The 17,485-nt window shown below is 36.1% G+C and carries 18 protein-coding genes; 12 read left to right on the top strand and 6 right to left on the bottom strand.

Translation table 11 applies throughout. From position 1 onward, the window contains the following. The first annotated feature begins 7 nt into the window (after positions 1-7). Positions 8-1,213 carry a winged helix-turn-helix domain-containing protein gene (locus A8L32_RS04730; RefSeq protein ID WP_198931729.1) on the top strand — a complete coding sequence of 402 codons (1,206 nt, stop codon included), beginning with the start codon at positions 8-10 and terminating at the stop codon, positions 1,211-1,213. Here the strand turns inward: A8L32_RS04730 and A8L32_RS04725 are convergent. Further along, the gene (locus tag A8L32_RS04725) at positions 1,210-1,473 is read right to left on the bottom strand and encodes a cysteine-rich small domain-containing protein (RefSeq protein ID WP_066628194.1); all 264 of its coding nucleotides are present in this window, start codon (positions 1,471-1,473) and stop codon (positions 1,210-1,212) included. The genes A8L32_RS04730 and A8L32_RS04725 overlap by 4 nt on opposite strands. A 77-nt stretch (positions 1,474-1,550) precedes the next feature. Continuing rightward, entirely contained in the window at positions 1,551-2,483 is a 933-nt protein-coding gene (locus A8L32_RS04720; protein WP_066628193.1) for a cation diffusion facilitator family transporter, read from the bottom strand. 136 nt (positions 2,484-2,619) lie between these two features. On the opposite strand from A8L32_RS04720, the gene A8L32_RS04715 reads away from it, so the two are divergent. Both A8L32_RS04715 and A8L32_RS04710 read left to right on the top strand, forming a co-directional pair. Continuing rightward, positions 2,620-3,810, top strand: a complete 1,191-nt coding sequence (locus A8L32_RS04715) for a M20 metallopeptidase family protein (RefSeq protein ID WP_066628190.1) — start codon at positions 2,620-2,622, stop codon at positions 3,808-3,810. 151 nt (positions 3,811-3,961) lie between these two features. Then, positions 3,962-4,129 carry a DUF362 domain-containing protein gene (locus A8L32_RS04710; RefSeq protein WP_066628186.1) on the top strand — a complete coding sequence of 56 codons (168 nt, stop codon included), beginning with the start codon at positions 3,962-3,964 and terminating at the stop codon, positions 4,127-4,129. A gap of 48 nt (positions 4,130-4,177) precedes the next feature. Here A8L32_RS04710 and A8L32_RS04705 read toward each other — a convergent pair whose 3' ends face one another. After that, a complete protein-coding gene (locus A8L32_RS04705; RefSeq protein ID WP_066628179.1) occupies positions 4,178-4,717 on the bottom strand; it encodes a 5-formyltetrahydrofolate cyclo-ligase in 540 nt (179 codons plus the stop codon). Between the two features lie 8 nt (positions 4,718-4,725). Next, positions 4,726-5,745: a gliding motility lipoprotein GldB gene (gene gldB, locus A8L32_RS04700; RefSeq protein WP_143525020.1), complete on the bottom strand. Its 1,020-nt coding sequence runs from the start codon at positions 5,743-5,745 to the stop codon at positions 4,726-4,728. A 128-nt stretch (positions 5,746-5,873) separates the two neighbouring features. Between gldB and A8L32_RS04695 the strand changes: the two genes are divergently transcribed. The 4 genes from A8L32_RS04695 (at position 5,874) to A8L32_RS04680 (ending at position 10,176) form a co-directional block, all read left to right on the top strand. Next, positions 5,874-6,845, top strand: a complete 972-nt coding sequence (locus A8L32_RS04695; protein WP_066628176.1) for a bile acid:sodium symporter family protein — start codon at positions 5,874-5,876, stop codon at positions 6,843-6,845. Positions 6,846-6,938: 93 nt separating this feature from the next. Next, positions 6,939-7,601 carry a porin family protein gene (locus A8L32_RS04690; RefSeq protein WP_066628173.1) on the top strand — a complete coding sequence of 221 codons (663 nt, stop codon included), beginning with the start codon at positions 6,939-6,941 and terminating at the stop codon, positions 7,599-7,601. 91 nt (positions 7,602-7,692) lie between these two features. Then, positions 7,693-9,342: an NAD+ synthase gene (locus tag A8L32_RS04685; RefSeq protein ID WP_066628170.1), complete on the top strand. Its 1,650-nt coding sequence runs from the start codon at positions 7,693-7,695 to the stop codon at positions 9,340-9,342. A gap of 123 nt (positions 9,343-9,465) precedes the next feature. Further along, positions 9,466-10,176, top strand: coding sequence for a Crp/Fnr family transcriptional regulator (locus tag A8L32_RS04680; RefSeq protein ID WP_066628167.1), 711 nt, complete (start codon positions 9,466-9,468; stop codon positions 10,174-10,176). 81 nt (positions 10,177-10,257) lie between these two features. Here A8L32_RS04680 and A8L32_RS04675 read toward each other — a convergent pair whose 3' ends face one another. Then, positions 10,258-12,723: a bifunctional UDP-N-acetylmuramoyl-tripeptide:D-alanyl-D-alanine ligase/alanine racemase gene (locus tag A8L32_RS04675; protein ID WP_066628164.1), complete on the bottom strand. Its 2,466-nt coding sequence runs from the start codon at positions 12,721-12,723 to the stop codon at positions 10,258-10,260. Next, a complete protein-coding gene (locus A8L32_RS04670) occupies positions 12,723-13,301 on the bottom strand; it encodes a thymidine kinase (protein ID WP_066628161.1) in 579 nt (192 codons plus the stop codon). Before A8L32_RS04670 ends, A8L32_RS04675 begins: the two co-directional genes overlap by 1 nt. A 102-nt stretch (positions 13,302-13,403) precedes the next feature. On the opposite strand from A8L32_RS04670, the gene A8L32_RS04665 reads away from it, so the two are divergent. The 5 genes from A8L32_RS04665 (at position 13,404) to A8L32_RS04645 (ending at position 17,475) form a co-directional block, all read left to right on the top strand. Further along, positions 13,404-14,192 (top strand): hypothetical protein, encoded by a 789-nt coding sequence (locus A8L32_RS04665; RefSeq protein ID WP_066628152.1) that lies wholly within the window; start codon positions 13,404-13,406, stop codon positions 14,190-14,192. 93 nt (positions 14,193-14,285) lie between these two features. Then, the gene (rsmI, locus tag A8L32_RS04660) at positions 14,286-15,011 is read left to right on the top strand and encodes a 16S rRNA (cytidine(1402)-2'-O)-methyltransferase (protein ID WP_066628149.1); all 726 of its coding nucleotides are present in this window, start codon (positions 14,286-14,288) and stop codon (positions 15,009-15,011) included. A gap of 59 nt (positions 15,012-15,070) precedes the next feature. After that, positions 15,071-15,943, top strand: coding sequence for a Cbp1 family collagen-binding glycoprotein adhesin (locus A8L32_RS04655; RefSeq protein WP_066628145.1), 873 nt, complete (start codon positions 15,071-15,073; stop codon positions 15,941-15,943). 167 nt (positions 15,944-16,110) lie between these two features. After that, positions 16,111-16,809 carry a YjjG family noncanonical pyrimidine nucleotidase gene (locus A8L32_RS04650; RefSeq protein WP_066628142.1) on the top strand — a complete coding sequence of 233 codons (699 nt, stop codon included), beginning with the start codon at positions 16,111-16,113 and terminating at the stop codon, positions 16,807-16,809. Positions 16,810-16,836: 27 nt separating this feature from the next. Continuing rightward, positions 16,837-17,475 carry an MBL fold metallo-hydrolase gene (locus tag A8L32_RS04645; RefSeq protein WP_066628140.1) on the top strand — a complete coding sequence of 213 codons (639 nt, stop codon included), beginning with the start codon at positions 16,837-16,839 and terminating at the stop codon, positions 17,473-17,475. Positions 17,476-17,485: the final 10 nt, after the last annotated feature.

Below are 17,485 nucleotides of genomic sequence, written 5' to 3'. Positions count from 1 at the left end.
CATTAAGATGACAAAGAAAATAGAGTCCATATCATTACCTCAAGCACAAAAATTAGTTTTGCTATCGCAAAGAGTTTTAAGCGAACAAAAATCAAGCTCTGCCAAAGATGCAACACTGGCCGCTATTGAGCACTTGGGGTATATTCAAATCGACACTATTTCTGCCATTCAACGGGCACACCATCATACTTTATGGAACAGAAATCATCCTTACCAAGCTTCACATTTAGATGATTTAGTAGCAGATAAAAAGGTATTTGAACATTGGTCGCACGCTGCGGCATATTTACCCATGCGCGATTATCGTTTTAGTTTGGTTCGTAAAAAAGCCATAGCCTCAGGGCTTGAGAACCACTGGTACGAGCGAGACACCACCCTGATGAATGAAGTTTTAAAGCGTATTACAGCAGAAGGTCCGTTAATGGCCAAAGACTTTGAGCATAAAGCCACAACAATAGCGGACTGGGGGAGCAAACCTGCCAAAAGAGCCTTGGAATATTTATTTATGCAAGGTGAATTAATGATTACGAAACGTGTTAATTTCCATAAGGTTTACGACCTTACAGAAAGGGTATTACCTGAAAATACCAATACTACGTTTCCTACAAATGAAGAGTATGCTCGGTTTTTAATTACACGTTATCTGCAAGCCAACGGACTAGGCATAGCCAGCGAAATGGCCTACCTTATAAAAAACACAAAAACGCTTGTAAGCCGTATGCTACAACAAATGCTTTCAGATAAAGAAGTCATTGAAATAAAGGTCAATGATTCGGTTTATTTTGCCCTACCCAAATCATTAGAATTACTCAACAATCCGCTATCAAAAAGCAAACTGCGTATATTATCGCCTTTCGATAATGTATTGATTCAGCGAAAGCGAATGCAAGCTTTATTTAATTTTGATTACCAGATAGAATGTTACGTTACTGCAGCAAAACGTCAGTATGGATATTTCTCGTTACCTGTATTATGGGATGGAAAATTTGTAGCCCGAATGGATTGCAAGGCTGATAGAAAGAGCAAGCTTTTTCATATTAATCACCTTGCCATGGAAGACAAAACCATAAAAACAGATGCCTTTATTCATGCACTGACCAAGGAACTAAAAGATTTTTTAGTTTTTAACGAGTGCACTACAATACAACTACACAAAACCACTCCCAATACATTAAAACCCATTTTGGAAGATGCTTTAAAAAAGATGCATTAACCCTGTTCGCTTCCTATCTTAATAACTTCCTTCATTTTGCTCATTACATGCTCGTACCCTTTTCCTTTTAAATGGGTGATAGTACATGCGCTGCAGTCTTTTACATTATTTTTATACTTAAAATTTCCACCACATTTATCCTTTAGCATATACAATGGACAATAGCAGAATAAACAATTAAAATCCTCTTCTTTAATGCCCTTGTGACAAGGAAAGTATTCGCATTTTTTATTTTGGGTGAACTTATAATTCTGTGACATATTATTTAAAAAAGTAATTCAATTTTAGTTACACAAATAAAGCCATACACGACAAATAATCCAAGCCATAAGGGAGCTTAATGCTCATTTGCCAGCACCGATTTATCTTCACATACATGAAACTCTGGCTGTAAAGTAACATGATGAATATGGAACTTATGATCTAACATTTCCCTCACCGTAGTTAATGTTTTATCTACCTCCGACAATTTCATATCCTGCTTAAAATCGAGATGCGCCTCAAAATGAATATCATGATCTGTTAATTGCCAAATATGCACATGATGTACATTCTTTATCTCTGTAATATTACTCAACTCCGATACAACCTCATCCAAATGAATTCCTGTTGGCGTAAATTGCATCAATACTTTTGTAGACCCTAACACCAACTTCCAACTAGAAATAATAAGGTACAGCGCAATAATCACAGACAATAAACTATCCATCCAATACCATCCCCATTTGGCCATTAAAACCCCTCCAATAAGTACAGCTATGGAAGTAAGCATATCCGAAAACAGGTGCAAATAAGCTGCTTTCATGTTCATACTATTCTTAGCATCCTTTTGAATCAACAGAACGCTTAATCCATTGGCTACAATACTTAAACCGGCCAACCACATCACCAGCTCACCACTTACTTCAACATTTTTAGTGGTCACCAAGCGTTCAACCGCCTCCACAATTAAATAAATAGAAATTCCTAAAAGGGTAGCCGCATTGATAAACGCAGCCAGTATTTCTGCTCGCTTATAACCGAAAGATTGTTTCTGGGTGGGTTTTCTTTTAGCCAGTTTGTTAGCCACATAGCTAATCACCAATGCCATCACATCCGATAGATTGTGCAAAGCATCCGTCATTAAAGATAAACTATGGCTAAATATAGCACCTATAACCTGCGCAACAGTAATCAGGATATTTAAAAAGATGGCCACCATTAAATTTTTACCCTTTAATTCGGGATGGTGGTGCCCATGATGATGGTCGTTATGATGATGATGCCCCATTTTTTTTAGGGTAAATTTAAACCTTTTACCTTAATTAGGTAATGTAATATGGAAATAAATAAGAGGAATCTAAATTAAGAGGAGACAATAAAATCAGATGTAGTATATTTGCAGCTCTAATTTTTAAGATATAACCATGGATTTAAAGCAGACTGTTAAAGACCTGACCCAAAAATACAATTCCGAAATACTTAGCATTCGTCGTCATATTCACGAAAACCCAGAGTTATCTTTTGAGGAGCACAACACTTCAAAGTACATTTGCTCTAAGTTAGATGAATATGGGATCCCATATAAGCATGGCTATGTTAAAACAGGCATCATTGGAAGCATTAAAGGTAAAAACCCAGATAAAAAGGTAATTGCTTTACGAGCAGACATGGATGCTTTACCTATTATTGAAAACGAAAACAATCCGATTGTTTCGTGCAATAAAGGCGTTATGCATGCCTGTGGGCACGATGCGCATTCGGCTTCCTTATTGGGAACTGCTAAAATACTAAACGAATTAAAGGACCAGTGGGAAGGAACTATTCTTCTTATCTTTCAACCAGGAGAAGAAAAGTTTCCTGGGGGAGCTAAATTAATGATGGAAGAAGGCGCTTTGGATAATCCAAAACCAGAAATCATTATTGGTCAGCATGTTTTACCAGATATGGAAGCAGGCGATGTTGGTTTTAAGGAAGGTATGTATATGGCTTCAGGTGATGAAATTTATCTTACTGTAAAGGGGAAAGGTGGCCACGCAGCAATGCCACATACGTTAAACGATAATGTATTAATTGCAGCTAACCTCATCGTTTCTTTACAACAGATTGTAGCCAGAATGGTACCTGCTAACATTCCTACGGTACTATCCTTTGGTAAAGTGATAGCCGATGGAGCAACCAATATTATCCCTGAAAAGGTAGAAATTGCAGGTACTTTACGTACGATGAATGAAGAATGGAGAGCAAAAATAAAGGCTCAGATTCGAAAAATAAGCACAGAAATGGCAGCTAGTATGGGCGCCACTTGCGAAGTAAAAATTAACGATGGATACCCTGTGGTTACCAATGAAATGGGTGTTACAGAGCGAGCTTTTGCCGCAGCTCAAAAGTATTTAGGGCAAGAACACGTGCATAAAATGGACATTAGAATGACTGCTGAGGATTTTGGATACTACACGCAAGAGTACCCGTGTACGTTTTATCGCTTTGGAGTTAAGCAAGTGAACAATATTCCAACAGGTGGGTTGCACACCCCTGGATTCAACCTAAACGAATCATCTTTAGAAACTTCCGTTGGAACCATGGCTTATATTGCACTGGATATTTTAAAGGATTAAAACAGATTACAATAGAAATGCAAAGGCTATTTTTGACGAAATTATCTTATTTAAAAACGTTTCAAATTATAGCAAAAGCGGACATATTGTTTTAATATAAAAAAAAAGAAAATACTTTTGCTTCTATAATATTAATAAAAACATTACGAAAATGGCTTACGTTATAAATGAAGATTGTATTGCATGTGGAACATGCTTAGACGAATGCCCAGTAGACGCTATTACTGAGGGTGATATCTATAAAATTGATGCAGAAGCTTGTACTGACTGTGGTACTTGTGCAGATGTATGTCCTACAGAGGCTATCAATCCAGCATAATTACTGTCTGTAAAAAAAATTTAACCCTGCTTTTTTAAGCGGGGTTTTTTATTGCCCTGAAGTCAGCACCAAAGACATATTTACATCATGACTCTCCGAAGGGATATCATCCACAATTTGGCAATTATAGGCCACTCCCACTCTGATAGCTTTAGGCACTTGGGGTAAAAACCGGTCGTAGTATCCACCTCCCCTGCCCATTCGTTCTCCTGCTTTCGTAAAAGCAATGCCTGGTACAATAATTAAATCCAGCACATCTAAATCCTTCAAAAAATGAGTATTTGGTTCTAAAATGTCATACTTCCCTTTTTGCATCGAACCCATTCCCTCATACCGATGAATCGTAAGATTCTTATTCACGACCTTGGGCAGATAAATACTTTTATCCTTATACCAATGTTTGATAAAACTTTGCGTTGCTAATTCATCAGGCAAAGACCAATAACAAAGAATATTTTTGGACGTTTTAAACACCTCAAGCTGTTCTAGCTTAGTAAATACTTGCTGGCTCTCATCCTTTTGTTGCTCATGACTAAGCTCTTTTTTTAATTGCTGAATCCGTTTTCTAAGCGTTAACTTATCCTCCATAACAATATCTAAGGGCGATAGTTTGAAGCTGCTAAAATCTTTCTTCCATCCGTTTCTTGCATCAACTGCTTCAAGGTGACTTCTTCATTCTTCTTCATGTAAGATTCTACAATCTTATAGCCAATAAACTCACCAGCTCTAGGCGCCGAATTATTACCGAAATTAGAAGTGAACGGAGCATCCCCTGTATATTTCTGAATCATCATTCTATCTTCCTTAAATAAATGTTTCCATTCAACCAACGAAGCCCACATATCTGGTTCATGGTTATTACACCACAACATTTGCTCAGCTGTATAATCAAAAAGCAGGGTATCTTTTATATCAGGAAACATACGATGTACAAAATATCTCATCTTACCTTGATACACCATATTATTGATTAAATCTTCTACTTTCGGATGATTAGGATAGTTGGTTAATGCAATAGCTCGTAATACATCTGGAGCCATTTTTTCTTTAACCATACCAATTCGGAGATACTGATATATATCTAACCACTCGTAAAATTCACAATCTTGCCCCAAATATTTTTCAACACTCACTCCTAGCCATAATGAATCTACTGCTATGGATTGGCTAAAACCTGATATCATCAGATATATTTCAGGAATAGTAGCCTCTGGAAAATAGTATTTATAATGTTTAAATCCTTCTTCTAGCTCTTGCTCAAAGTCATTAAAATCAGGAAATACTTCTTTAGACTTTGTAAAAATATCTTTATTGGCAGGATAAGTAACAAAGTCGTACAGGCGCTTTGAAAAATCAGGTAACGCAGGATCTCCTAGCTTAACAATCTTATGCGCATAAGCCTGCATAAACGCTGGATGCTTTTCCAAAATAGGCTTTATTTCCTCCTCTACCTTCATCGTATCCATCCCATGTATCTCTTGATAAATAGGCACAACAGAAAGCTCTACATTAATATGACTCACCTCTGGATGCATGGTTTTATCCTTACAGGAGATAGCTCCCAGTACCAAAACCAATATTATAACTACATATTTTAGCTTCATTATATTTTGCATTTTCTTTTATTTCTTATTCAACCTCAAACTTAAAAATTTTAGCATAAAATACCTATGTCAGCCTGCAATCAATAAGAAAACCTGCAATAGTTAATTAGTATTGCTAATTTTGCGCAAAATAATTAAAGATGCTCAAAAAAATTGATGGTTTTATTGTAGGTCTGCTAGCGATGATTGCTTTGGCTTATTGGGTGCCAGGCATTGGAGATAAAGACAGCCTAATTCCGCTCGAAACAATTAGCGGCATTGGCATATCGCTTATCTTCTTTTTTTACGGACTTAAGCTTAGTCCCAAGGAAATGAAAAAAGGTTTATCTAATTACCGTCTTCACCTTCTGGTTCAAGCAACTACCTTTCTTATTTTTCCTTTAATAGTTATTTGCTTTAAACCTTTGGTAAAAACAGCAGAAACAGAAATACTTTGGCTAGCCTTATTCTTTATGGCAGCACTTCCATCAACCGTTTCTTCCTCTGTTGTTATGGTTTCTATTGCTAAAGGAAACATTCCTGGAGCTATCTTTAACGCGAGTATATCAGGACTTTTAGGAATTATTATTACGCCGCTTTGGATGGGACTTTTTATGAGCACTTCAACAGGTGACTTTAACTTAATGGATAGTGTAGTTAGTCTAATCGTTAAAATCCTAGTTCCTGTAATTCTTGGATTATCACTTAACAAATACATAGGAAATACGGCACGCAAGTACGGTAAGTATCTAACCTTATTTGATAAGAGTATTATTTTAATCATTGTGTACAACAGCTTTAGCAAATCATTCTTAGCCAACATATTCGATGGCATAAAAATATACTATCTGCTTATTGCCATCATTTTAATCGTAGCTATATTTATTTTGGTTTATGCTATTGTTTTAATCATCTGCTTTAAGCTAAAGTTTAGTAAAGAAGACCAGATAACAGCATTATTTTGTGGTTCTAAAAAATCTTTAGTTCATGGTTCTGTTATGGCCGATGTGTTATTTAAAGGAATGGCTTCTCAAGGTATATTTATATTACCTATCATGATTTATCATTCCTTACAATTGATTACTATCAGCTTTATTGCACAACGTTACGGCCGCAGAGCCAAAAATGTATAAAAAATGAATCTTGCGATTATAGGCACTATAGCTTATAATTTTTCGTTTTTTATTAAGTTTGCAAATCTTAACTAAAAGAATAATCATTTTACCATGAAGAAAATAGCATTAATATTAATGATAGCCTTTATTTCTGTGAATACAGTAACGGCTCAATCGTCAGAAAGAGAATCTGACCTTCGTTTTGCTTTTGTATTAAGTCCACAGTTAAGTTGGCTTAAATCCGACCATAGTAAAACCGACGGTAATGGTAACTTAATGGGGTATAATTTTGGTATTGAAATGGATAAGTTTTTCGCTCCAAATTATGCCTTTTCGACTGGACTAACTATTAACACTACAGGTGGTCATTTAAGATATATTGACGAAACCGATATAATTATTGGTGGTGAGGTAGAAACTTTAGACCCTAACGAAAGTTTGGAATATCGTTTAAAATACATTGAAGTACCTTTGTGTTTAAAACTTCAAACTAGTGATTTTCAGCGCTCAAGCTACTACGGTATTTTTGGATTATCTGGACAAATAAATATTAAAACCAATAATGGTTCGGGCAAAAGCCTTAGCGAAGAAGTACGTTTAATGAACTTTGGCTATAAGTTTGGTGGAGGTATGCAGTACTCGGTAGGTGGAAGCACTTATCTAAAATTAGGAGTAACCTACAACCAAGGCTTAACTGATATAACAAAAAATAGTACGGTAAACGATAAAGTTGTATTGAATCGCTTAGTATTTAACTTTGGCGTTATCTTTTAAGAAAAAGGCTTAACAAAGTATCATATAACAAGAATTAAAAGCGATATTCATTCAGAAGTCGCTTTTGTAGTAATTAAGTGAATTGTAAGAAATGAAAATAGCATTAGCTCAATTAAACTATCACGTTGGAAATTTTAAGTCCAATACCGAAAAAATTATCAAGGCCATTGAAAATGCCCAAAACGATAATTGCGATTTAATTGTGTTCTCTGAACTAGCCGTTTGCGGTTATCCGCCACTTGATTTGTTAGAAAGAGAAGAGTTTGTTGAGCAATGCTTGCAACAAGTTGATATTATTGCTAAAAAATGCAAATCAGTTACAGCCATTGTTGGATGCCCAAGTATTAACCCAGAACCTAAAGGTAAAAAGCTATTTAACTCTGCCTTTGTGTTAGGTAATGGAAAAATACAATCGGTGCACAATAAAACCTTACTTCCTAATTACGATGTATTTGATGAGTACAGGTATTTTCAGCCCAATAGCGAGTTTAGCTTAGTTGAAATAAATGGCAAAAAACTAGCCATTACTATTTGTGAAGATCTATGGGACGAACAGCCTGTTGCTAATTCTTTTGCTAAAAGTAAGCTATATACCAAATCTCCGATGAAGGAGTTAAAGCAATTAAATCCTGATTTAGTGATTAACATTGCTGCTTCGCCATTTTCATATAACCAAGGAGAAATTAGGCAGCAGATTATCAAAAACAAAGCCGCTAAAAATCAACTTCCATACGTTTATGTCAACCAAATTGGAGCCAATACAGAGCTTGTTTTTGACGGCAGGTCGATGGTAGTGAATAGCCAAGGAAAAGTGGTAAATCAGCTTAATTCATTTACGGAGGATGTACAATACTGCAAACTTGAAGATATTGAACATTGCAATGTTATTGAACCAGAATCGCAAGAAAAAATAGCCTTAATCCATGATGCTTTAGTATTGGGCGTAAAGGATTATTTCAATAAAATGGGCTTTACCAAAGCTACCTTAGGCTTATCTGGAGGTATTGACTCAGCTGTTACAGTGGTAATTGCTGCGCGTGCTTTGGGAGCAGAGAATGTGCGCGTTTTACTACTACCTTCTAAATATTCTTCTGACCATTCCATAAAAGATGCTGAAGACTTGGCGAACAACTTGGGAGTTCAATACGACATTGTGCCCATTAAAGATATTGTGGGTAGCATGGATAATACCATGGCCTCTATCTTTGAAGGCCTTGAACCTGACGTTACCGAAGAAAATATTCAAGCCAGAGTGAGAGGAACCTTGCTGATGGCTCTTTCCAATAAATTTGGACATATTCTTTTAAATACCTCTAACAAAAGTGAGGCAGCTGTTGGTTACGGAACGCTTTATGGCGATATGAATGGAGGCCTTTCTGTATTAGGTGATGTGTACAAAACAGACGTATTTGACTTGGCTAAGTTCATGAACAAGGATGGCGAGGTAATTCCTGTGAATACAATTGTTAAACCGCCATCTGCAGAATTACGTCCCGACCAAAAAGACAGCGACTCGTTACCTGATTATGGTATTCTTGACCAAGTTCTGTTTAATTATATCGAAAAAAATGAATCTCCACAGAAAATAATTGCTGCAGGGTTTGAAGAAGCAGTAGTTAATAAAGCCGTACGAATGGTCAACATAAATGAGTACAAACGCTTCCAAACTGCCCCTGTCATCAGAGTATCATCAAAGGCATTTGGCTTAGGACGAAGAATACCATTAGTGTCAAAATTTTAAAGAACTAAGGTTAATATCATACAAAACAGATAAAACTCTCTGTAATACTTCTATTTTACTTGGTAGTATGTATGCTTTTTTCTATTTTTGGCGATATTCACATGTTGTACAACATATTTTAAGATGCCAAGAAGAGCCGACAAGACTGAAATCAAAGAACCTAGTATTAAAGACATATCGCAGTTATACGATGTTCTGACCGATGAAGAGAAGGAGAAAGTACTCAACAACCACAAGGCAGTTCATTACAAAAAAAATGAAGTGATTTATGAAGAGGGTGAGGTTCCTGATGGATTACTATGCTTAGGCTCTGGTAAGGTGAAGGTTTACAAACTTGGTTTTGGAGGAAGAGACCAAATTGTACGCATGGCCAATCCTACTAGTTTCATCGGATACAGAGCTTTCTTTGCAGAAGGGCCACATGTTGCTTCGGCCGTTGTTATTGAACCCTGCACTATCTTTTTTATTCCTAAGGCACTTGTTTTTGAATTACTTGAAAACAACCACAAGTTCAGTTTAAATATCATTCGCTCTTTGGCTCAGGAACTAGGTTTTTCGAGGTACAGAACCGTTACATTAACGCAAAAACATATTAGAGGAAGATTAGCCGAAAGCCTACTTGTATTAAAGGAAATATACGGTTTAGAAGAGGACGAACAGACTTTAAACGTTTATTTATCACGTGAGGATTTAGCCAACTTCTCCAACATGACTACTTCTAATGCAATCCGAACGTTATCTACCTTTGTAAATGAAGAAGTAATTACTGTTGACGGTAGAATCATTAGGATATTAGATACCGAAAAACTGGAGAAAATATCCAAATTAGGATAAACCCACCATGAACAGTTAACAATGAACAAATATCAATAATCAAGGACTTACTAACTGTTCATTGATTATTGCTAATTGTATCTACTCGTAGTAATATACTCGTTTTACACGCCTGCTAATACTAGTAAACACCTCGTAAGAGATAGTATCTATACTTTGCGCTAAATCGTCTACGGAGTTATCTGGCCCAAATATTTCTACTTCATCTCCCTCATTAGCTTTCAGTCCTGTAACGTCAATCATACACATATCCATGCAAATATTTCCTACTGTTACTGCCAACTGACCACCCACTATCATCTTACCAACCCCATTTCCTAATCTGCGGTTTAAGCCATCTGCATAGCCCACAGGAACAATAGCAATTTCGGCATCATAACTTAATTCTCCTTGTCTGCTATAACCTATGGTTTCATGTGCCTTAACGTATTTTATCTGGGATATAAATGATTTAAAACGAGTAACACTCTTCAACTTTTGCTGTTCTACAGCCCCAATGCCATACATACCAATTCCTAATCGAACCATATCAAACTGCGCTTCAGGAAATCTTAAAATACCTGCTGAGTTTAGAATATGTTTAATAAAGGAGTAATTCAGGTGTCGTTCCAACTCAGCAGTAAACACTTTAAAAGCATCGACCTGTTGATGCGTAAAGGCATCAAATTGTTTTTCATCGCTTCCTACTAAATGAGAAAAACAAGATTTCACCCGAAGCTCTTGCTGCTCCTTTAAAACTTCAAATAATTTTTGCTGGTCGTCAGAAACAAAACCCAAACGATTCATACCAGAATCATATTTTATGTGAACTGGATAATCAGAAATCCCTTCCTTTTTAAAGAGCTCAATAAACTGACCTAGCACTTTAAAGCTATATATTTCAGGCTCTAGATGATGCTCTATCATTAAAGGAAAACTTTTTTCCTCTGGGTTCATCACTATAATGGGAAGCGAAATACCCGCCTTGCGCAGTTCTACACCCTCATCCGCAAAAGCAACACCCAAATAATCTACTTTTTGATGTTGTAGGATGCTCGCAATTTCATACGAACCACTTCCGTAACTAAAGGCTTTTACCATAGCTAGCACCTTAGTCGTGCTCTTTAATTTAGAGCGGTAAAAGTTGAGATTATCCACTAAAGCATTCATATTAATTTCCAAGCAAGTTTGATGATGCTTCATTTCTAACACTTCGGAAACTAACTCAAATTCAAAATTTCTGGAGCCCTTAATTAATATGGCCTCATTTTTAAACATATGAGTGGTCAAAGACTGCAGTAGCTCGTTTGTTGAATCATAAAAAACAGCATCCATATCAAACTGATTACAATGTGTTCTTAAACCTTCTCCCACTCCAATTAAACGGCTTATATTTTTATCTTTTAAAAGCGTATTAATTTGCTGACAGAGTTCTAAATCAGGAATTCCACTCTGATATATATCCGACAGAATTAATGTTCTGCTTTGCGTTTTATTTTTGCTTTGTTGTACCAAAAAGTCCAATGACAAAGACAGTGATGAAAGGTCGGAATTATAACTATCATTAATCACCAAACAATTATTCACGCCCTCTTTTAATTCCATGCGCATAGCAACTGGAACTAGTTTTTTTATCGCAGTACTGATATAACCGAAATCATATCCTAAATACAATAATACAGTAATTGAATTCATCGCATTTTCAAAGGAAGCTTCATCTGAAAATGGCAATTCGAGCACAAAAACTTCATCCTTATACTTTATCTCAACATGGATAATACTGCCAGATGTTTCTTTCGCTAAGATATTTAAAGTACAATCTGAAGAAGTTCCCCATGAGAACATTTTTTTATTTGGATAACAGCGCTCAACACCTTCTTTAATCAATTTAGAATCGGCACAATAAACAATCGCGTCGCTATCTTTAAAAAGCTTCAACTTCTCTTGAAGTTTTTCTTGTTGAGATGAAAAATTCTCTTGATGAGCAGCCCCAATATTAGTAATTACCCCAATAGTTGGAGAAATAATGCTAGCGATCTTTTCCATTTCACCTTTTTGCGAAATACCCGCCTCAAATACAGCCAGCTCTGTAGTAGCATTTAAGTGCCAAACAGATAAAGGAACACCTATTTGGCTATTATAACTTTTAGGGGAGCGAACCATTATTTTGGACTTCCCTACCAGTTGCGAAATCCACTCTTTTACAATGGTTTTGCCATTACTCCCTGTTACCCCAACAACAGGGCAAGCAAACAAGCTCCGTTTGTAAGCCACCAATTGCTGAAAAGCCAATAAGGTATTTTCTACAACAAAAAAATTTGCATCATTTAGGTGATCTGAAATTGTAAAATCTGGCTCCACAAAAAAGCAACGTACTCCCTGCTGATATAATGAGGTAATATATTGGTGGCCATTATGGTTTTTACCAGAAATTGCAATAAATAAAGAATCTTTAGGATTGCTTACCGAACGGCTATCTGTAATAATATTGGTAAAAGTAGTATCCCTACCTACAATCAGCTTACCGTTTAGCCATTGGCCTATATCACTAAATTTATATGCTTGCATTATTTATTGTTTACCACTGTGTAACACGACCTACATAAGGGTTCGTAATCTACTCTTTCTCCTAATAAAACTAATTTTTCCTCACTGGATAAACGATGAGAAAAATGGGCTAAATCGCCGCATTTCATGCAAATAGCATGAACCTTAGTTACATATTCTGCTACTGCCATCAATGCTGGCATAGGTCCGAAAGGATTACCCTGAAAGTCCATATCTAAACCTGCAATAATTACCCGTATTCCTTGGTTAGAAAGCTGCTGACACACTTTAGCTAAGCCATTATCAAAAAACTGAGCTTCATCAATTCCAACAACATCCACATTCCCGCACAGCAATAAAATATTACCCGATGTTTCAACAGGTGTCGACATAATGGAATTCTCATCATGCGACACCACTTCATTGTCGCTATAACGTACATCCACATGGGGTTTAAAAATCTCCACTTTCTGCTTGGCAATTTTTGCTCTCTTTAAACGACGCAACAACTCTTCTGTTTTCCCCGAAAACATAGAACCAGCTATCACTTCAATCCAGCCATGCTTTCCCGCCTTATTTATTTTATTTTCTAAAAACATTTACGCAATTCAACTAACAACAATGGAATTAACTCCTTACTTAATATTATATTATCACTAACTTTGCAAAATAAGAAAAAAAGAGTTTGATTTGATACTATTATGGATAAAGAAACTTTACTCAACAATATTTTAAAGGACCTTGGAGAAGTTGAAACCATGGTTAAAACGTTTCAAGGACAAGCAACTATACCTACTCCTTTTTTAAATTTAACGGAGGATAAATTAAACGCATTGGTAAAGGATTTTAGTCTTTTAAAAGACCTCAACAGTGGTAATGTTTCTCAATCAATTCATGTTCAAACACCAAAGCATCAAGAAGAACCTATTACTCCCGTTCAAGCTCCTCCTGCTATTAACGAAGAAGTTTCTACTCCTGTTGAAAATACAAAAGAAGAGCCTACTGTTACTGAAGAACCCCCAGTAGAGGACCCTGTTGCTGAAGAAATCATTCCTGAAATAAAAAAAGAAATTATTGAAGAAGTAGTTACGGAAACTGAGATTCAAATTGAAACTCGAAAAACAATTATTTCGGAACCTACTGTAGAGATTAATAAAGAAGATAATTCAAAAACATTAGGAGAATCCTTTGCTGGCGAAAAAAAATCTGTCAATGACATCATTGCCACTAACCAAGTGAGCGATGCTAAAAAGGTATTGAAAGGCAAACCTGTGACTGACCTTACCAAAGGATTAGGCATTAACGATCGTTTTATGTTTCAACGCGAATTATTTAATGGCAAATCGGAGGTCATGAGCCAAACATTGCAACAACTTAACGACCTACCAGATTTCACCTCTGCTCAATCATTTATTAAATCCAATTTTAATTGGGATGACGAACAGGAAGTGACTCAAGCATTTTTCAACTACATAGAACGAAGATTTTAAAACCAAGTATGCAGTATGCAGTCAAAGTAGCAATCCTTTCACTAAAGGACATGTTCTGATTACTGCCCACTGGATATTGATTACTGAAAAACAATGGGTAAATTATATATAGTACCAACGCCAATTGGCAACCTAGAAGACATTACATACCGTGCATTAACCGTGTTAAAAGAGGCCGATTTTATTTTAGCAGAAGACACGCGAAAAACAGGCTTCTTACTCAAACATTTTCAAATTGAAGGTAAGATGTTTTCTCATCATAAATTTAATGAGCACAAAACATCTGAAATGATTGTGCAGCGAATTATGGCTGGCGAAACGGGCGCTCTGGTTTCTGATGCAGGAACACCTGCGATATCCGACCCTGGTTATTTATTGGTAAAACATGCTGTTGAACAGGATATACATGTAGAATGCCTACCTGGTGCAACTGCTTTTGTGCCTGCCTTGGTAAATTCTGGTCTTCCTAATGACCGCTTTTGTTTTGAAGGTTTTTTACCGCAGAAGAAAGGACGCCAAAAAAGATTATTGGCTCTGGCCGAAGAGTCGCGTACCATGATTTTTTACGAATCACCATACAGGTTGGTAAAAATGCTAGAACAGTTACTTGAAGTTTTTGGCCCCGAACGAAAAGCGTCGGTAAGCAGGGAGCTAAGTAAACTTCACGAAGAGAATAAACGAGGTACTCTACCTGAATTAATTCAGCATTTTTCGAGTAAAACAGTTAAGGGTGAGATTGTAATAGTAGTTGAAGGTAAAGAAGAAAAACCAGCTGGCAAAAAAGAAAATAAGTATGCCAAAGCCAAAAACAATGAATAATATTGCTTATTATTGATAAGAATTTTACCAATTAAACGATAACTAAAACTCAACACACCATGTTTAAAAAAGTAATTTTACCACTTCTTGTTATAGCTATTAGCGCTTGTACGGGTAGCAAACAGGAGAAACTAGAACAACAGAATGATTCGCTGGTGTCTGTAGCCATCGAACAACAACAAATCACCAACGACCTTGTCAACACTTTGGTACAAATTGACGATAACCTTCAAGAAATTAAAGCCAAAGAAAACCTGATTGAAGTGAATATGAGTAGCTCTGAAGATGCGACTCCTGATATTCAGAAAAGAATTAACCAAGACATTCAGGATATTTACAACTTGATGTTAGCCAATAAAGAGAAAATTTCTGAACTAGAGCAAAAGCTAAACACCACCAACAAGGATAACAAAAACTTAAATAGTCTGGTTTCTCGATTGAACCGTCAATTAAAGGAAAAGAGTGTTGAGATTATTGAACTTAAAGAGCAATTATCTACAAAAAACTTCGAAATAGCATCGCTTAACTTTACTGTTGAAGGAATGAGCGACGTTATCGATTCTATCAGAACTTATAACAAAAACACTCAAGCAACTCTTGATTCTACAACTGTAGAGCTATATGCTGCTTATTATGCATTTGGCACCAAAAAGGAATTAAAAGAGCACAATATTATTTCTAGTGATGGATTACCATTGGTAGGTAAAGTAAAAGTTTTAAGTAAAGATTTTAACGAGGACTATTTTACTAAAATTGATACACGCGAAGTAGAAAACATTCCGCTATTCAGAAGCAAAGTAAAATTATTAACTAACCACCCAGAAGGTTCTTTTGAATTCGTTGCAGGCGAAGAAGATACAAAATCCATTAACATTCTGGACAAAGAAGCTTTCTGGAGTATCTCTAAATTTATGGTGATTCAGGTAAACTAGTTATAAGTTTATAAAGCAATCAAGTTGAAAGCTTAAAGTCAATTTTAAAGGCTTAAAAGTAATAGCTACAAACACATCATATTAAACTCCGCTTATGCGGAGTTTTTTGTAACTGCACTTTTTCATCGATTATATATCCCTATCTTTGCATCTAAACACATAGTATCATGCAAAAGTACAAGCACCTTTTTTTTGATTTAGACCACACTTTGTGGGACTTCGAAACCAACTCTATCCACACCTTGGAAGAGCTATATCAGAAATATCATTTAAGTAATGCTTTTCAAAGTTTTAATGCTTTTTACGATCAATACGAAAAACACAACGAACAGCTTTGGATACAATATCGAGAAGGTAAAATAAAAAAGGAAGCTTTAAATTTCGACCGGTTTTATACCCCTTTTTCCAGAGTGGGGCTTACAGATGAAACAATAGCAAAAAGCTTTGCGCAGGACTACATCACTGTTAGTCCAACAAAAACGGCTTTAATGCCTCATGCCATCGAAGTATTGGAAACGCTTAAACAAAGACACACTCTGCACGTTATTACCAATGGATTTAAAGAAGTGCAGTTTATTAAATTAAAGAACAGTAATCTTCAGCAATATTTTAATAAAATATTTATATCCGAAACCATCGGAGCATCCAAGCCTAAAACCGCTTTTTTTGAGTACGCCGTTAAAAGTGCCAATGCTCGAAAAAAAGACTGTTTAATTATTGGAGATAACCTACAAACCGATATTGATGGAGCTATTAATTTTGGTTTAGATTACGCTTTTTACAACCCTAATGGAGTAAAGCATAACCGTGAATTAATGAACGAAATAACAGATTTAAAAGAAATAATTACTTTGGTTAAAAGCTAAAGTGCAATAAATAAAAAACTAAACATCATGCTTAAAATACATCCACTTACTTACAATCCTTGGCAAGAAAACACCTATATCATCTCTGCCGAAAATGGAGATTGTATCATCATTGACCCAGGCTGCCTTGAGCCTAAGGAACAAGAGCATTTAGTATCGTATATAACTGAGCAAAATTTAAAACCAGTTCGTTTAATCAATACACATTTGCATCTGGATCATGTATTTGGAAACCGTTTTGTTTGTGAGCATTACAACCTCGGTGCCGAAGCGCATAAAGACGATGAGTTTTGGATTGAACAAACCGTTCCTTACGCTGCTCAAATGGGATTTCAGCTAGAACAAAATCCTCCTGCTTTAAAAGGATATTTAGAGCATAAACAAGTCATTGAATTTGGTGGCTCAACTATTGAAATATTCCATATACCGGGGCATTCGCCAGGAGGCTGCGCTTTATATATGGAGAAAGAAAACAGTGTAATAGCTGGCGATGTGCTGTTCAGAGAAAGTATTGGTAGATCTGATTTACCGGGTGGCGATTTCGATACCCTTATTGCTGGTATCAAAGAACACCTACTGACCTTGCCTGATGAAACTGTGGTATACTCAGGTCATGGTCCATCATCAACCATAGCACACGAAAAAATTCATAATCAGTTTTTGTAGAATATTAAAG

The organism is Labilibacter marinus (assembly GCF_001659685.2).
GTDB classification, from domain to species: Bacteria; Bacteroidota; Bacteroidia; order Bacteroidales; family Marinilabiliaceae; genus Saccharicrinis; species Saccharicrinis marinus.
This window is presented reverse-complemented; position numbering and strand designations above follow the sequence as displayed.

Coding starts and splice junctions, on each gene's coding strand:
- A8L32_RS04685 (WP_066628170.1), top strand. CDS start 7,693: ATGAAAATAGCATTAGCTCAATTAAACTATCACGTTGGAAATTTTAAG.
- A8L32_RS04665 (WP_066628152.1), top strand. CDS start 13,404: ATGGATAAAGAAACTTTACTCAACAATATTTTAAAGGACCTTGGAGAA.
- A8L32_RS04650 (WP_066628142.1), top strand. CDS start 16,111: ATGCAAAAGTACAAGCACCTTTTTTTTGATTTAGACCACACTTTGTGG.
- A8L32_RS04655 (WP_066628145.1), top strand. CDS start 15,071: ATGTTTAAAAAAGTAATTTTACCACTTCTTGTTATAGCTATTAGCGCT.
- A8L32_RS04730 (WP_198931729.1), top strand. CDS start 8: ATGACAAAGAAAATAGAGTCCATATCATTACCTCAAGCACAAAAATTA.
- A8L32_RS04670 (WP_066628161.1), bottom strand. CDS start 13,301: ATGTTTTTAGAAAATAAAATAAATAAGGCGGGAAAGCATGGCTGGATT.
- A8L32_RS04725 (WP_066628194.1), bottom strand. CDS start 1,473: ATGTCACAGAATTATAAGTTCACCCAAAATAAAAAATGCGAATACTTT.
- A8L32_RS04720 (WP_066628193.1), bottom strand. CDS start 2,483: ATGGGGCATCATCATCATAACGACCATCATCATGGGCACCACCATCCC.
- rsmI (WP_066628149.1), top strand. CDS start 14,286: ATGGGTAAATTATATATAGTACCAACGCCAATTGGCAACCTAGAAGAC.
- A8L32_RS04690 (WP_066628173.1), top strand. CDS start 6,939: ATGAAGAAAATAGCATTAATATTAATGATAGCCTTTATTTCTGTGAAT.
- A8L32_RS04715 (WP_066628190.1), top strand. CDS start 2,620: ATGGATTTAAAGCAGACTGTTAAAGACCTGACCCAAAAATACAATTCC.
- A8L32_RS04710 (WP_066628186.1), top strand. CDS start 3,962: ATGGCTTACGTTATAAATGAAGATTGTATTGCATGTGGAACATGCTTA.
- A8L32_RS04675 (WP_066628164.1), bottom strand. CDS start 12,723: ATGCAAGCATATAAATTTAGTGATATAGGCCAATGGCTAAACGGTAAG.
- A8L32_RS04680 (WP_066628167.1), top strand. CDS start 9,466: ATGCCAAGAAGAGCCGACAAGACTGAAATCAAAGAACCTAGTATTAAA.
- A8L32_RS04645 (WP_066628140.1), top strand. CDS start 16,837: ATGCTTAAAATACATCCACTTACTTACAATCCTTGGCAAGAAAACACC.
- gldB (WP_143525020.1), bottom strand. CDS start 5,745: ATGCAAAATATAATGAAGCTAAAATATGTAGTTATAATATTGGTTTTG.
- A8L32_RS04695 (WP_066628176.1), top strand. CDS start 5,874: ATGCTCAAAAAAATTGATGGTTTTATTGTAGGTCTGCTAGCGATGATT.
- A8L32_RS04705 (WP_066628179.1), bottom strand. CDS start 4,717: ATGGAGGATAAGTTAACGCTTAGAAAACGGATTCAGCAATTAAAAAAA.